The sequence below is a fragment of the Bacteroides faecis MAJ27 genome (genome assembly GCF_900106755.1).
Lineage (GTDB): Bacteria > Bacteroidota > Bacteroidia > Bacteroidales > Bacteroidaceae > Bacteroides > Bacteroides faecis.
Genome location: NZ_FNNN01000009.1, coordinates 58,211 through 75,077 on the forward strand (window position 1 = coordinate 58,211; position 16,867 = coordinate 75,077).

General features: G+C 37.4%; 8 protein-coding genes. All 8 read right to left on the reverse strand.

What is annotated here, in order from left to right:
- Positions 1–3: 3 nt before the first annotated feature.
- The 8 genes from BLW31_RS09790 to BLW31_RS09825 all read right to left on the reverse strand — a co-directional run bounded on the left by BLW31_RS09790 (position 4) and on the right by BLW31_RS09825 (position 16,796).
- Entirely contained in the window at positions 4–1,299 is a 1,296-nt protein-coding gene (locus BLW31_RS09790; protein ID WP_029425252.1) for an alpha-l-rhamnosidase, read from the reverse strand.
- 12 nt (positions 1,300–1,311) lie between these two features.
- Entirely contained in the window at positions 1,312–2,343 is a 1,032-nt protein-coding gene (locus BLW31_RS09795; protein WP_010536346.1) for a glycoside hydrolase family 43 protein, read from the reverse strand.
- 197 nt (positions 2,344–2,540) lie between these two features.
- Positions 2,541–4,436: a family 43 glycosylhydrolase gene (locus tag BLW31_RS09800; protein ID WP_010536345.1), complete on the reverse strand. Its 1,896-nt coding sequence runs from the start codon at positions 4,434–4,436 to the stop codon at positions 2,541–2,543.
- A 386-nt stretch (positions 4,437–4,822) separates the two neighbouring features.
- Positions 4,823–5,701, reverse strand: a complete 879-nt coding sequence (locus tag BLW31_RS09805; protein WP_010536344.1) for a BT_3044 domain-containing protein — start codon at positions 5,699–5,701, stop codon at positions 4,823–4,825.
- A gap of 36 nt (positions 5,702–5,737) precedes the next feature.
- Complete coding sequence (locus tag BLW31_RS09810) at positions 5,738–7,696, reverse strand: RagB/SusD family nutrient uptake outer membrane protein (protein WP_010536343.1); 1,959 nt, start codon at positions 7,694–7,696, stop codon at positions 5,738–5,740.
- Positions 7,697–7,710: 14 nt separating this feature from the next.
- Positions 7,711–10,779 (reverse strand): SusC/RagA family TonB-linked outer membrane protein, encoded by a 3,069-nt coding sequence (locus tag BLW31_RS09815; RefSeq protein WP_022301195.1) that lies wholly within the window; start codon positions 10,777–10,779, stop codon positions 7,711–7,713.
- A gap of 18 nt (positions 10,780–10,797) precedes the next feature.
- Positions 10,798–12,120 (reverse strand): IPT/TIG domain-containing protein, encoded by a 1,323-nt coding sequence (locus BLW31_RS09820; protein ID WP_010536341.1) that lies wholly within the window; start codon positions 12,118–12,120, stop codon positions 10,798–10,800.
- Between the two features lie 521 nt (positions 12,121–12,641).
- Entirely contained in the window at positions 12,642–16,796 is a 4,155-nt protein-coding gene (locus BLW31_RS09825; RefSeq protein WP_010536339.1) for a hybrid sensor histidine kinase/response regulator transcription factor, read from the reverse strand.
- Between the last annotated feature and the right edge of the window lie 71 nt (positions 16,797–16,867).

The window sequence follows — 16,867 nt, forward strand, 5'->3', positions numbered from 1 at the left end:
TCTTTATTTATTTGTATTCGTATTTGTTTCCAGCACATAAATCATTTGCGGCTCGATTTCTGCCGTACGTTCACCATCTCCTTGGCGGGTATGCTGTACAAACAGATGCAGTTTCCACCGTTCCTTCCATAGCTCGGTATCATGAGACGGTTCCCAGGCATCCACTGAAAAATCAGTTAAATCCGTTACCGACCATTTACCATGGCTGACATCGGTTGTATGTGCCATCGACACACGGCTTCCCCGTTCCTCGTCACGGAAAATATAGAATATCTCTTTATCCTCCACTACAATGCGGGGACGGGCAACAGGAATCATCTTCGTGCCGCCTCCTTTCAATGAAAACGGAGTTTTACGATCAGTCACCTGACGATACTTCCATGTTTTTCCATCATTCCAGACAATACGGTATTGAGGAACATCACTCCCCGGTTCTCTCCAGTAAGTTGCAATATAAGGTTTTCCATCGGCATCGGCACTCATGCTTGTCTGGTTAATCAACTCGCTGTTTTGAGGGATGCGACAGGCATATTCTGCGTTTGAAGCAGTGATAGGAAGCTGATATTTTTCTCCATTCGATTGATACCAAGTCACCCCATTATCAAAAGAACGTGCATAGCAAAGATCATGATTGGTCTCTACATGCCAAGTCTCACGCCATACCCATGACAGATGGATGGTTCCTTTCTCGTCCACATACAGTTGCCAGTAAGCATTCCGCTGATTCTCTCCATCAATCAGAACATCCTGTACACGAGTCCAGGCATGATTCTTCAAAGAATAACGATTCATCACCAGATTTCCGCGACCGGAAGAACCGGAACGATAGGCAAACAGCAAATCCCCTCCGGATAAAGGATAAAATTCCGGATAAGTGACATTACCTTCATCTACACCGGTCATCGGCACTTTTTCTCCTAACTCCAGAGAGCCGGGAGCTATCCCCCGGCAATAATTCAACTTATGCCCATGATGATCGAAAGAAACATGCAAGTATCCTTCCCCATCTACCATCATACTAATAATATTATGAGCGTCTTTTACATTACCTTTGTATTGTGTACGGTGTATTGTCCATTTTTTAGATTTCAGCTTCCGTTTGCCAAGTACCAGATACCCTTCGGCATCGTAGTAGCTAATATACTGCTCCCCCTTATGTGTCACCAAGGAATTGTTACGGAATACCGCTGTATTGACAGAAGTACAACTATATCCCTTAGCCACTTCCACCAATCTCTGTGAAAGACACACAGCAGAAACAGAGATCAGCAAGAAAGTTAGTAGTAGTATCCGTTTCATCATCTATTTCTTCTATTTATCAAAGATTTCCAAGTTCCACTTTTCATGCCAGGGTATCGTAATCGCTCCGTTCTTTATCAATACAGGCAGCCATACATAGCGTGAATCTTCCAGGTCCTTCTTTTTCCAACGGTCAAACATGGCAATATATGCATCCTTCTTTCCAATTATCGGCTGCACATATGTACTCTGTGCATAGAAGGTCTTATCCGCATCCGGTCCTGTACAAGGATTGCCTATTGTTTTCCATGTGCCCATAATGGAGTCAGCAACAGCAATTTCTGCAATATTCGGGTCCCACCCTGTGCAACCGGAACTTAACATATAATATTTACCATTATACTTAAAAACTGCCGGAGCTTCACGAGATTCTTTTATGAAATTACGTGTAAAACGTCCGCTTGGTTTCAGATAATCATCCGTCAGGAGACTGATGTACATAGTCTCGTTGTTTTCTGACGAGTAAAATTGGTAAGCTCGTCCGTCGTCATCTACAAATACGGTCTGGTCACGGCTCATTACATCGTTCGGACGGAAACTTCCCAGATAAGTAAATGGCCCGGCAGGAGAATCGGAAACAGCCACCCCTGCACACGCCTTGCTATAATCTGCACTCTCCACATGCGCCCACATCACAAACTTACCAGTCTTTTTATTATAAATTACTTTGGGGCGTTCCAATACTTTAGACGGATGGAGATCATGGTTCGGATCGTCTTTTACTGCCGGCAGGACAATGCCTTCAAATTTCCAGTTCAGTAAATCTCTGGAAGAATAGCAACCTACTCCCGTCACATCTGTACGATAGCATTCCCATGTAGCCCATTCCGGTAATATCGTTTTTCCTTTTTTATACTCTCCGTACCAATAGTAAGTGCCCTCATGATAAAGCAGTCCCCCACCATGAGCATTAATAGGGTTACCATCCGTATCTTTCCATACTTCACCGGGCATGAAACTTGTATTTTTCTGCGCTTGCGCTTGTATCGGCAGCAGCCCCATAAACATGACTACCGGCAATAAGAATTTAGCTATATACACCATACTTTCAAATTATTCATGATATTATTTAAGATTTATCGTCCACAAAGATACTGGATACATTAAAGAAAAGGGTTCAGAATTGTGTCAAAAAAGGACCAAAAAACGACCAATATCCACGAATTATAAGCTATTTGGGAAATTCTTTACCTTATTTCACTTTATCTACCCATTGAACTCAAGTTCTATTATATACGATATCAATCGATTTTCCACCTATCAACCCATTCGATAAAAGGAGTACCTTTTTCATTAAATTGGATAGGCAACCAGATATAACGTGAGTCTTCCAGACTCTTCGGGCGCCAGTTATCTGCCATAAAAAGGAACTGTTTTTTATCCGGTAAAGGAAGTATATAGGTACTCTGTCCGCCAAATGTTTTATCTGCATTTTCGCCTATACAAGGATTTGGAAGTTGCTTCCATTCTCCAAGAATAGAAGTTGCAGTCAACAAACGAGCTTTATTAGGGTCCCATCCTGTACAGCCGGATGTTATCATCCAATAAATCCCATCCTTTTTGAATATAGCAGGAGCTTCATTATGTCCACCGGGAAAAATCCGAATATATTTACCACTATGGTTGAGATAATCGTCTGTTAATTCCGCAATTTGCAAAGTAAGATTCTCTTCTGAAGAATAAATGTGATAAGCTTTTTCATCATCATCTACGAACAAAGTCATGTCCCGGGACATCTGTCCACCTTCCAGATCACGTTTCACAAACATACCTTTCCGAATTGCTTCATACCATTCTGGTGTCCACCATTCTTTATATTGTTCAAGATTCCATTTTAGCTTGCGTTCTTTCTTAGTCATATTCAAAGGATAAATGCCGGGATTCACACGCCCGGAACGAATAAAGCGATATGGTCCGACAGGCGAATCACTTACAGCAACAGCCGTACGGGCAGGTCCATATCCTTGTCCTTTCAGTTCGAGATGCAGCCACATGACGAACTTTCCGGTCTTCTTATTATAAATAACCTTCGGACGCTCCATGATACATCCTTTCTCAATATCGCTTCCTGCTTCTTCGGAAACTGCAAAAACAATTCCCTCATTTTTCCAGTTAAGTAAATCAGTGGATGAGTAGCAAGCTATGCCTTTTTCTGTGACGAAACCAGTAGCCGGGCGATGTTCTCCAAACCAGTAGTATTTGCCTTCATGAAAAAGTATCCCTCCGCCGTGTGCATTAATCAGCTCACCATCCATATCTCTCCAGACTTCTCCAGAAGCTATTTTTTTCTCTTTCTGATAGACTCTGACATAATCAATCTCATATTTCATTGGCAAGGCGGCCTCATCAATCGGTCCTCCATTAATGCCTCCAATGGCTAAATTCAATAAAAGATACTGTGGTCTTGTAAAAGGATTGGTTCCCTTTCCTATTTTACCATTTATGGTATTCTTTAAAGGTATCTCATTTAAAAGTTCATCGTCCAGATAGAGTTTGATCGCTTCTTCATCCCAATCCATTCGCCAGATATGGAACTTTGAAGCCCAATCCGGATCTTTATCGGTAAAATGTGAATAAGGAGTTGCCTGACTATCCCATTTTGCATGCCATTGCCGATCTGTTCCCCATGCAGCATTTGCAAGAATATGAGGTACTCCTTTGATTTGGTAATACTCCATAATGTCAATTTCACCACATGAAGGCCATTCCATATCACGTCCCAAAGCCCAGATAGCAGGCCATGCACCTTTCGCCACCGGAATACGTGCTTTTATTTCAAAACGCCCATACAAAAACTCTTTTTTCCCGGCAGTAGTGACTGACGAAGAAGTATATTCTACAAACTCTCGTTTTTTGCGCCAGTCTTTGCTTCCTGCTACATAAAGGGGATTCTTTCTATCTTTCTCCTTTCGAGCTTCTATTATGAGATATCCATTTCTGCAGATTGCGTTATCCTGTTGATACCATTGGGCTTCTTCGTTACGTGCATATCCCTGTTCAAAGTTCCACACAGAAGAATCCAAAGGACCATCCGTTTCGAATTCATCACTCCAAACTAATCGCCAATCATTCTCCGCTAATGTACATAGTGAAAATGACAAGCCCATCATTAAATTTACAATCTTTACTATCTTCATATAAGTCTGTTTTTCTTTGGGGTTCCAAAACCTATTGATTAATTTATCCTCCGAAAGATAAATTAGTAGTATTCATTATCGACAAAAATAAGAGTCCAATAATAAATAAAGGTACAGAAATCATGCAATTAGGTCGAACTTTAGATAAAGCCTACCTAAATGACCGACATTCGATTCTATTTGAACGATTTATAGACTAGATCTAGCATGCACTTTATATCGACAAATATCCGGGTATGTCTATCATCGTCATAAACAAAAAACTTAGAGAAGTAACATTTCTCAATTCCACAATATAAAAATTTAGAAATTATCAACAAAGCCAAATTGTGCTGTTATAGTAAGGTACACCTATTTCCTAGATGTACCTTACATAGAGTCATCTACTAGCTTTTATTCTTTACGATAGTAGCTTCTGTTCGATATTCTTTACCATTCTCCATATAATGATACCAAATAGTAAATGTATGCTTCTCTACATCAAAAGTCCCCCCTCCTTTAAGAATAGGAAGATCTTTCCAAGGTTCTATTGTAACCGTATTATCCGTCGGATTAACAATTAATTTCATCGCTGCTTTATCAGCATTAGTTAACTCTTCCGATTCAACTTTATGAAATAGACGAACTGTATACTGGTCAACCGCAATCATTGTACGCGGTGTATTTAAAGAAGATGTTTCACTTACGATTGGTTCATCATTTTCATATCTGACATTTGTTCCACTGATGATATATGTTCCTGAGTATTCATTGACCATTTTGAGATTCACCATTAAAACTGTATCAGTTGGGGTTGGTTCATAATCACTCACTTCTGCTATTCTCAACGGAATAATATAACGCTTATCACAATTTACCTGATCTGCATAAATATGGATAGGAATACGTACATACTCTTCTCCAGCTTTAATAGTGCCTTCCCATGAAGGAATATTGTATAACTCTTGAGGCATAGCTTCATAAGGGATATCATCTCCTACCACATTTTTCTTATTATAATTATCAATATTAATGTAGTCTGCTTGCTCCAGTCTTATAGTTACATCATGATCTAGAGAAACAGTTCCCCCTATTGCCACAGACACAAATATCTCCCGTTCACTACCATAAGCAACCTCCTTTCCTTGCAGTTTATCATAAGCACCAACCAAATAAACCTGCTTTATATATTGTTCTCCATCTATTGGATTTTCAACATTACATGAAGCTAATACAAGTAGAGAAAAACTGAGACACAAGCATCTTGTATAATTAAATAGTTTCATTTTTCGTTCTTTTATAGTTTAACATTATCATTCTGATCACCATCCTGGATTTTGATCAAGTTTCACATTTTTATCCATTACGGTCTGAATAATCGGATAGAACATCAATTTATTGGATATAGTATAAATTGAGTATTGCCAAGTCATTGCCGTCCGCTTATGGTATGCCTCTCTGTTACTACTTTTTGCATTCACATTCATACCATAAAAAGTACCTACATTCTTAGTCAAGTCTCCCCAACGACGTAAATCAAAAAAGCGCCTACCTTCCAAAGCAAATTCTACTTGACGCTCTCTTTTTATTATCTCACGCATTTTTGCAGGATCATTTAATTCTGCATCTGTTACTCCTGGTAAACCAGCACGGAAACGAATCATGTTGAAATATTTTCTCATTTCATCCTTATCCCTTTTCACCGTAATATTATTATCCTCATCTGTATACACAACCCCTTCTTCCATCTCGTTCATGGCTTCTACATAGTTAAGCAAAATTTCAGCATAACGAATAAGGGGGAAGTATTTACTTCTATAACCTCCTTTTGGACTATCCGAAGTATGAACATATTTACAACAATTATAGCCACTAAAACTCTTATCGTCAGGATGATCTCCCCAAGCAGCCCCAGTGCCATCAATATAGTAAGTCACCTCCAGATTCTTCTTGTTAGGTTCAGTACCAGCATAGGAACTCGCTTCCCAATAGCGGTGATTAAAAGCAATAGTAGCATAAAAACGCATTTCACGATTATCATACATCTTTGCAACCTGAGCAGGCATTTGATAACCTGAAAAACTTTTCCCATTATTTCCAATAGGTTTCCATGCTTCTGCCTCAACAGGATAAGGATATTCTTGACTTGATTCATTAATATCATACCCATCAACCATTTTGTAGGCATCCACTAATTGCTGGCTCACATTCAATCCATTACCTCCTCCCATTACTGCAGGAAAAGCAACATATAAAACATCATTATTAAAACCAGCTGTCCAAATATATTCTGAAACATTCAACGCTAGCTCTTCACCTGTAAACATATCATTATAAGATCTAAAAGGATCAATGTCTCCAGCACCATTAGGAAAATTTCCATTTGGCACATTTTTAGGTAGTTCTGGTGTATCTGCATCTTTTGGCACTGTAAATAGAGCATATTTATCTAAATTGATCACTCTTTTTGCTGCCGCAGCAGCTATTCCCCATTTCTGTAAATCTTTTGTTTGAGAAATATATGGCACACCATCTATATGACGAATAAAATCATAATAATAAGGATTACCATTAAACCACGGACTAGCAGCCTCTAAACGAATACGAGAAATTATAGACAATGCAGCACCTTTTGTAGGAACACGATAAGTAGATACATCTGGACGTTCATCTAACAACATGGCAGCAGCAGATTCCAAATTCTCACAAATATAATCTACACATTCATCATAAGTTCCTCTAGGAAAACTTAAAGATTCAGTCGAACCATTAGTCGGCAACGGATCATCCGGCAAAATGGGTACAGGACCATATTGTCTCAATAAACTATAATATAGATAAGCACGTAAGAAGTGAGCACGTCCGGTAAAATCACGACGATCTACCTCCGAGATATCTTCGCATTCGTGAATTCGTTGAATTACTTGATTGGCACGCCGAATACCTTTATAAAATCTATTATAATAATCATATGAACTACTAAAACGATCGATTTTACCCTGAGCATAATCAACAGGAGTCATTTTAAAAGAACAAAAAGCTTCATCAGTAGTTAACGCAAAAGGATCTTCACCTTTCCACCACAAGATTTCTTCACGCGGTAAATACATAGAAGCACCATTTATATATTGCTCGAGCAAAGATTTACGTTTAAATATAGAATCAAGACTAGTCATATCATAAATATAGCGATCTACATCCAGATAAGAGTCACAAGAACACACACTAAAAGCCATGACAGCAGTAATGCCTGCAATAACTATACTTCTTATATTTTTCATATTTTTTGTCCTCATTAAAAATTAAAATTCAACTGCAATGTATAAGTACGCTGAATAGGATATTTAGTTCCATTACCACTAGCCTGTCCCGGGTCCCATAACTTAATATCATCCCATGTACATATATTATTAACAATAAAACTTATGTCAATACCACTTACTCCTATAACGTTACTCAACCACGGATGTGCATAAGAATAACGTGCCGTAAGATTCTTAAAACGCAAGTAACGATTATCTGCTAACCAAAAAGTAGATGCACGATTATTATTCTTATTCTCTCCATATGTTAAACGAGGAAAACGAGCATTTGGATTCTCTGTTGAAGGATTTCCAGAAATTTCACGTGAAGTCCAGCGATTAGATGGCTCTGTTACAATATTCAACAAATTACCTCGGCTTTCCCATGCAAAAGGATAAAAACCAGTACCACCATAAAAATAATTGCTGTGCCCAGCCCCTTCGAAAAGAGCACTTAATGAAAATTTCTTCCATCTAATTTCTGCAGCAAATCCATATTGCAATTCAGGAGTTGCAGAATACGAAAGTGGCACTTCATCATCAGAATTAATAACTCCATCATTATTCACATCTTTATATTTGATATCACCCGGTAGAACTACACTCTCAAAAGTCTGCTTGGGACTACTTTCAATATCAGCTTCATCTTTAAATAAACCTAAGGCAATCAAACCTCTTTGTACACCATTAGGAATGCCAATTCGCGATTGATAAGGATAACGAATACCTGATTCTTCCCAATTAGTAACTTTATTTCGCGAGTAAGTAAAATTGGCACGTAAAGTCATTCTCCAATCTTTATTAAATGCATGATCAAAAGAAATGTTACCATCAAAGCCATGACTTCTCATACTTCCCATATTGGCCCATGGAAAATTGACTAATCCTACTTCAGTTGGAATAGTAGCACGTTGTTGGAATATTCCAGTACGTTTATCATTGAAATAGTCAACAGTAAACTGTACTTTCTCATGAAATAAATGAGCATCTATACCAATATCAAATTTATGGGCGGTCTCCCAAGTCAAGCCGTCAGTACCAATTTGGTCTTCTCCTAAAACCCCGCCACTAGCCCAGGAAGTTCCTGACATTCCTGAATAAATAGTTGTTAAATATGGAAAACGTTTACCTCCAATACGATCATTGCCTACCAAACCATAAGAAGCACGTATTTTAAGGAAATTCAAAAACGGGATTTTTTCTCTTAGGAAGTCATATTGAGTAGGAACCCAACCACCAGAGACCGCTGGAAACCAGCCGAAACGTTCACCTGTCGGAAACTGTTCAGAACCCGTATAGCCAATATTGAATTCTGCAAAATAAGTATCCTTAAAACCATAAGTTACACGACCAGATAAAGACTCATAACGTGTAGGAATCGCTGCCAAATTATCATTAGCATCTGAATTTGAATTACTTTGCAAATAAAAAAGAACCAATCCACCAATTCTATGCTCACCAAAAGTACGGTTGTAGTTTCCTGTTAATTCCCAATAATAGGAGCGTGCGCTATAAACATCCTTACCAAAAGACAAATCTTTCTTCTCACGAGTCCTTTTCAAATTCAAACTTCCATCAGCATTTCTACCATCAGCATAATAAAGATCTGGCATCTTTGTACGAGTAATATTATGCTGCGATTCACCATTGTAAGAAAACACACCTTTAATATCTAAGCCTTTTGTTATAAAAGATAAATCTTGTTTCAGAGTTACCAATAATCCCGTATTTAAACGTCTATTTTCTTTAAATCCCGTATAATTTAATTGAACATAAGGAGAAAGTTCATCAGCATTAGCTCCATAAGTAGCCAATGAACCATCAGAGTATTTGACCGGAGTTGTAAGTGGAGTCAAGTTTGCCTGTGCTTGCCACAAAGCATCATTATTATCACCAAACCCCGGAGCATTTTGATTTACAATCACTTGATTTAGTTTAAGCCCCAAATTGGTTGTTTTTGTCAAGTTTACATCCATGTTCGCCAAAAATGAATACTTATGATAGCTAACGTTCGTATCATATTTATTTGCTGATTTATCCTGCTTAAAAACTGCATCTTTATTCTGTATACTCAATGACATATAGTAACGAGCTGCAGTACCACCACCAGCAACACTTAAAAAATGTTGATTCTGCCATACATGATCTTTCAAAATCACATCCCTCCAGTTCACATTAGGATACAAGTCCTGATCCATGCCTGTACGAATCAATTCCATTGCGACATCAGAATAGATAGGATCTTTACCACGAGAAAGACGAGCTTCATTTGCTAATTGAGCGTACGAATAAGCATCTGCATATTCTGGCATACGTGCAGACTCACTCATTATCAAATTTGTTTTAAAATTAATTCTCAGCTTTCCCGCCTTACCACTTTTTGTTGTTATTACCACCACTCCATTCGCACCACGTACACCATACACAGCAGTTGCGGAGGCATCTTTCAATACAGAAAAACTTTCTATATCTGAAGGGTCAAGATCATTTATATTTCCTTCTACACCATCCACCAATACCAAAGCAGAGGCATTGGCTCCAAAAGTACTAATACCACGAATCCAGAATTCTGAAAAGTCATCTCCAGGCTCACCACTACGAGTCACAGCAATAATACCTGGGACATTTCCACCTAACATATTAGAGATAGAAGTACCTGGTTGGTCCAGAATTTCCGGTTTCACCACTGTAATTGCCCCCGTCACAGAAACCTTTCTTTGGTTAGCCTGTCCAACAACTACAACTTCATCCAGGTCACTAACATCGGCTTTCATTACAATTTTGATTTGCTCTTTGTTGCCTGTTACAACATACTTCTCATTTTTAAAACCTACATAAGTAAAAAGCAATGTTGTTTTATTAAGAAGATTCGGTAAACGGAACTTACCGTCCAAATCAGTGACTGTTCCTTGGGAAGTATTTGCTTGATTAACCACACTTACCCCTATTAAAGGTTCACCGTTTTCGTCCATCACTGTTCCAGCGACCATAAATCCATTTTGTCCCCACGACATCGAAATACATGAAAACAAAAGCGAAATAACAATTAATAATTGTTTCATATATATTTTAATTTAAGATTATTCTACTGCAAATTTTCTCACTACACATCCCCAACGCTCACCGATAAAGAAATTTTCTTCATCATCCATACAAACAACATAAGGATAATTAAAAGTAGATTCTAAAGGTAATCCATCAACGCCGCCACTTTTCTGATATTGTCCAGCAACAGTAGTAAGCATTCCATCAATACGAGAAATTTTTCGTAAAGTATAACCCTGCGAATCACAAAAATATAAGTTACCACTTTTATCAAAAGTAATACCTGCCGGGTTTCTCAATGTAGCTTCCAGGCGAGGTCCATCTTTCCCGCCAATCGAATTAAATCCGGCATAATCCTCCACAGTTTGCCCATCATGAGAAACTTTATAAATCCCTTGCGCATTTTGTAGAGAAAGATAAAAGCAGTTTTCAACAGGATTAAATGCCAAGTAAGAAGTCTCTTTATCAACCTTTCCACAATTTGAATTCAAAATTTCAACATTCTGCGGATTAGCAATTTCGACTCTTCCAAATTTACCATTATGGTCGCGGAAATAAAGATATTTTTCATCATTATCTAACGCACAAGAATGAATTTGCCCTGTGACGTTTGCTATTCCAGAAGTCAAACGTTTAGAAGTCCATGAGTTTTCCCTCGCAAAATAATAAATAGCATGAGGGCTAACTGTTTGAATAACATAAACTCTAGTACGATCTTTTGTGACAGCAGGTTGACCTAGTTTAAAACCTGAGAACAGGGTTGAAACCTTGTTGTCATCAATAGAAACCATACGAACACGTCCATCATCTCCTTCACAAACTATCAAGTTATTTCCTACCACTGAAGCAATACCAGAAATCTTCCCAAAACGTGAATCAATCAATGTCCCATCTGTATAGCCTCCAACTCCCGATTTGCCAGCAACTGTAGATACCTGCTCCACTTTCACATAACGAAAAGTTTGTGGAGATTTACTTTCCTTTCCGTCTACAGTAACAACTACCTCATTAAAGCCATCCTCTTGTTTAGGCATAATCCCATATAAAGTCTCTCCGTTTGTACTGACGAGTACAGCTTCACGATCACCATTAAAAATTACCTTAATTTTTGATAAGTCATTGCCAAAATTGCTTCCTTTTATAACAAAAGGAGTTTTATATCCACCAGAATCAGGTAATATTGCAGTTATTTCCACAGGTTTACTCGAATCATAGGCTGTACTGACATAAGTCGGAGTAACATAAGCATAGTCCTCCTTACAAGAAAAAAGAAGACCGACTAAAAATAAAATACTAAATGTGGATAAGACCGTCTTAAGTACATACCCCACATTCATACTGGATTTCTTTCTTTTCATGCTATTTTTTTTTAAAAGGTTAATAAAGTTATTTTCTATTCTACCGAAAAAATGATTGAAAGTAGTATTGAGATATTTCTCCGTTATCACAATGCAAATATAGGTGCGAACATCTGCACTTTACTCTAAAGATAGTTCTACAAGGTCGAATTTGAGATATTCGACATATTTGAATTATAATTCGACATAGAAGGTTTATTTATATTCTCCCCTGTTATATTACAGCAAAAACATAGTTCACTAATATATCTACATATCTAATTATAGCATAATTAACTTAGAATCAAGTCTACTCTAATATCTTCAAGTCCATATTTTAGTTCGTATGATTATACTCCTTCGAAAGAAGCACTATAATCAATCTTTCATAGAAGTATAGTCTCCGAAAGAAAGACCACAGCCCTACGAAACAATTTGTGTACCTGAAGATAATATCCTTTATTATTAACACACTACCTCATTCTGATACAGAGAGAGGTTTACAATAAACTTAAAAAAGATAATTCAAAAGGCAATTTTACTTAGTCTTTTTCTTTCTCGATAATAAATCGTTCAATATATTCAGACGGTAACATACCAAACTCCTTTTTAAAACAAGAACTAAAATACTTAGGATCATTAAAACCTACTGCATAAGCTAATTCGGAAACACGAATATTGATCCCTTTTTCTTCCATAATCCTACAGGCTGCTTTCAAACGAACATTACGTATAAAAGAAGAAGTATTCAAACCTGCTAAAGACTTCAACTTTTTATATAAAGTAGATTTACTAGTTAACATTTCATCCGCAAATTGCGCTTGATCAAAGTTGGGATCTTCTAAGTGGTTATTTACACAATTAATAGCACGTTGAATAAAATCCTCATCCAAACTGGTATAATTTAAATCTTTCACTTCAAATACAATTTGATTTTTAAAATCATGTGCCATTCGTGCTTTATACTTTAACAAATTGCGAATACGTGCATGAAGAACTGTCAAATTAAAAGGTTTACTAATAAATGCATCCGCACCAATTTCATAAGCTTCCGCTCTATCCTCTTCCTTATTCTTAGCAGTCAATAAAATGACCGGTATATGACTAATCTCCAAATGCCCTTTCACATATTTACAAAATTCTATCCCATCCATTTCAGGCATCATTATATCAGATACAATTAAATCAACATCTTCATTTTCTAATACTATAATACCTTCCTTCCCATTTTCCGCAGTGAAAACATTATATTCGCGGCCCAATAGTTTTGTCATCAGGTTTAGTAATTCCTCATTATCTTCCACTAACAATATGGAATTGGCTTTTGTCGCCAATTCTTGGACTTCAGCAATAACATCTTCCGGTGTATCCTCGTAATCAATAGCTGTTTGCCTCAAAGAAATAACTTCGTCATCAATTTGCTCTTCATCATAATAAGAACGCTCAATAGGGATTCGTACAATAAACTCGGTACCATGATCTACCTCACTTTCTACTGAGATTGTTCCCCCATGCAATGTAACCAAATCTTTTGTTAATGAAAGTCCGATGCCCGTACCAATAGTATTAAATTTACGATAATCCCCCTCATAGAATCGTTTGAAAAGAGTTGCTTGTTTCTCTCTTGAGATACCCTTTCCATTATCTTTAACCCTCAATAACACAAACTCTCTATCTTCTTCATCATAAGATAAAGTTACTTGGATAAATCCATCTTCTTTATTATATTTAGCGGCATTTGACAATAAATTATACATGATTTTATCTAACTTATCTATATCAAAGTAACCAACAATAGATTCAGGGTCACAAAGAAGTGAAAAATGTATCTTACGTTTTTTCACTAAAGGCTTAAAGCTTTCAGTCCCTGTTCTTACAAAAGCAGCAAGATCTCCTGGAGAGACTCGTAACTTCAAATTACCAGTTTCCGCTTTACGAAATTCAAGAATTTGTTGTAACAATCGAATTAGTCGCTGAATATTACTATTCATTACAGTATATAAGTCATTATGACTAGGTGCCTGTGTTTTCAACTCATCAACTGTTGCCGAAATAATTGTTAATGGAGTTAATAATTCATGGGTAATATTAGTAAAGAACTGCAACTTAGCGTGATTTAATTCTTCCGCCTTTGCCTTCTCCATTTCACGAAGCCGTAAGGCATTCTGAAGCAATATACGTTTTTTAATTGTACGGTAAATTAAGACACCAATAACCAATACCAATACCATATATAATAGATAAGCCCACCAAGTTGCCCAAAACGGAGGAAGGACTACCACTGTGAATTCACGTACATAACCACTCCATTCTCCGTTTTCATTCGTTGCTTTCAGTTGAAACGTATACGTTCCACTTGGCAGATTGTTATAATAGGCAAAACGACGATCTGCATCCGTATACTGCCAATCCCGGTCAAAGTTCTGGAGACGATAAGCATACCTGTTCAGTTCAGGATTCTTGTAAGTAAGAGCAGCAAATTCAATGCTAAAATTATTGTATTTATAGGGAAGTTCAATCTTACTTGTATAGGTAGGCATTACCGGAGAAATCTTCTGCTGTAGCTCAACCGGCAAGTTTTTAAAAGAGTGGTTGAATATTTTAATATCTGTTATCAGGAAATTAGTTTCCTGAGATGGGATTTCCATTTTATCGGGAAAAAAACTATTGTAGCCTTTATGGCCTCCAAAGAAGAGTTCTCCATCACGGCTACAAGACGAATTGACAATAAAGTTATCTTGTAGTCCATCAGCAGAAGTATATATACGAGTCGAAAAATCATTTCCAACAGCAGCCACATAAAGTTTCACCAGTCCGGAAACTGTTCCCAGCCATAAATTTCCACTTTTATCTTCTTCTATACTAACGATAACATCTCCCGGAATGCTATATGTCCGTGTCTTTTCTTCAAACTGTCCCGTGCTACGATTATAAAGGTATAATCCTCCTCCCTCTGTCCCCGCCCATAATCGTCCAAAACGGTCAATATGCATGCAGAGAACTGTATTCGTGATTAATTTACGGTTATGAAAACTATAATTCTCATACTTCAGCGTTGAAGGTTGCCGAACATCTCCCGTTATATGAATCACACCAAAATTGGATGTAGCCAACCAAACACTGTTATCCATATCCTGCACGATATCTCTTACATATATCCATCCAGCAGACAAGCTATCATTAAAATTCATTGTTTCGAAGCGATAGTCAGTACCATCAGATAAACGGACTCCTATTCCTCCACGCGTACCAACCCAGCAATTCCCTTCATAATCTTCATATAAAGCCGATACACAATCTGAAGTGAGAAAAGCACTATTCTTCGTTGTTAAGTGCTTCACCTTCTCGCCTTTCCGATAGACGTAAATTCCTCCGTTATACATACCAAACCAGATATCACCACTTTTTTTACGCTGAACAACCGCAAAAAGAGAAGGCAAATCTTTTACACCTGAAAATTCCGGTATATGTGAATACATCTTTAGTTCGCCCGTCACATACTCTCTACGCGCTAATCCGTAAGTTCCAACTCCAATCCATAAATTTTGATCTGAATCGGCAAATAACGTACGAACAGAAGTTACCGGAATATCTTCATCACCGAAATTAAGTGTATGCAAAGCAAATGCAGGTTGCCGTGTATCAGCCATCAAAACTCCACCGCCAATGGCTCCTATCCACATATTCTTCTGACTATCACGCATAATTGAATTTACTTCGTCAGAAGGAATACGATAATCAGATTTCCCTGATTTATAATTAATAAAGGAACTCGACTCATCAAGTCTTAAAATACTTAATCCACTGCGTGTACCAACCCATAAAGTATGAGTATTTATATCTTCAGCTATATCATATACTATATTATCGGATAAACTTGAATCATCGCCATTTTCATGCAGGAAACTTTGGTAAGACACATTCTCCATATCTTTAGGATTCCGTAGTTTAAAAAGTCCATAGCCCCAGCTTCCTACCCAAATATCTTTATTACTATCTTCATAAATAACATGAGAAGAATATTGCTCATTAATTTTGGGATATACTACTACTTTATCTGTAGATGGAGAATAACGAAATAACCCTTGTGCCCAAGTTCCAATCCAAAGATCGCCATCTGAATCTTCTAATAAAGATTTGATTGTAACATATCGTAGCCTGCCATCTCCAAATTCATCTCCACAGACAACAAAAGTGTCTTTCTCCGGAACATAGCGGCATAAGCCATTATCAGTACCTACCCAAAGAGTATTATCACGAGTCACACATAGTGCAGACACTACATTATTAGATATGGATGGCGCTTTGTACTTTTTGATCTCTCCTGTTCTCTTATCCATCACATTCAATCCTTCCGATGTACCAATCCAAAGATTATTATTATTATCATCAACCAGGCAAGTGATGCTATTAGTGGTCAATAAATCCGGAGAATAAAGATTGGATTTATAAAGCGTCGTTTCATATCCATTATATTGGCATAATCCATTACGAGTAGCGAACCAAATAAATCCATCTCTATCTTGATATACTTTTTGAACTTCATTGGTTGGCAGTGAATGTGGAGCGGAAAGTTGCTTAAATTTCAAGTTATAGATAACTTCTTCAGTTGCCGACAGCAAAGTGAAGTTAAAGAGCATGAATGAAATGAAGAAGCCTAACTTATATAAGAAAGTAGTAATTCTTGTGTTTTTCATATAACCAGATTTTGTTCGTTCAAACGCAAATATAATAATCTTAATTTATATATACGACCAAAATTATGAAT

Excerpts from the sequence above, each read along its gene's own strand:
- BLW31_RS09790 (WP_029425252.1), bottom strand. The coding sequence starts at position 1,299 with ATGAAACGGATACTACTACTAACTTTCTTGCTGATCTCTGTTTCTGCT.
- BLW31_RS09795 (WP_010536346.1), bottom strand. The coding sequence starts at position 2,343 with ATGGTGTATATAGCTAAATTCTTATTGCCGGTAGTCATGTTTATGGGG.
- BLW31_RS09800 (WP_010536345.1), bottom strand. The coding sequence starts at position 4,436 with ATGAAGATAGTAAAGATTGTAAATTTAATGATGGGCTTGTCATTTTCA.
- BLW31_RS09805 (WP_010536344.1), bottom strand. The coding sequence starts at position 5,701 with ATGAAACTATTTAATTATACAAGATGCTTGTGTCTCAGTTTTTCTCTA.
- BLW31_RS09810 (WP_010536343.1), bottom strand. The coding sequence starts at position 7,696 with ATGAAAAATATAAGAAGTATAGTTATTGCAGGCATTACTGCTGTCATG.
- BLW31_RS09815 (WP_022301195.1), bottom strand. The coding sequence starts at position 10,779 with ATGAAACAATTATTAATTGTTATTTCGCTTTTGTTTTCATGTATTTCG.
- BLW31_RS09820 (WP_010536341.1), bottom strand. The coding sequence starts at position 12,120 with ATGAAAAGAAAGAAATCCAGTATGAATGTGGGGTATGTACTTAAGACG.
- BLW31_RS09825 (WP_010536339.1), bottom strand. The coding sequence starts at position 16,796 with ATGAAAAACACAAGAATTACTACTTTCTTATATAAGTTAGGCTTCTTC.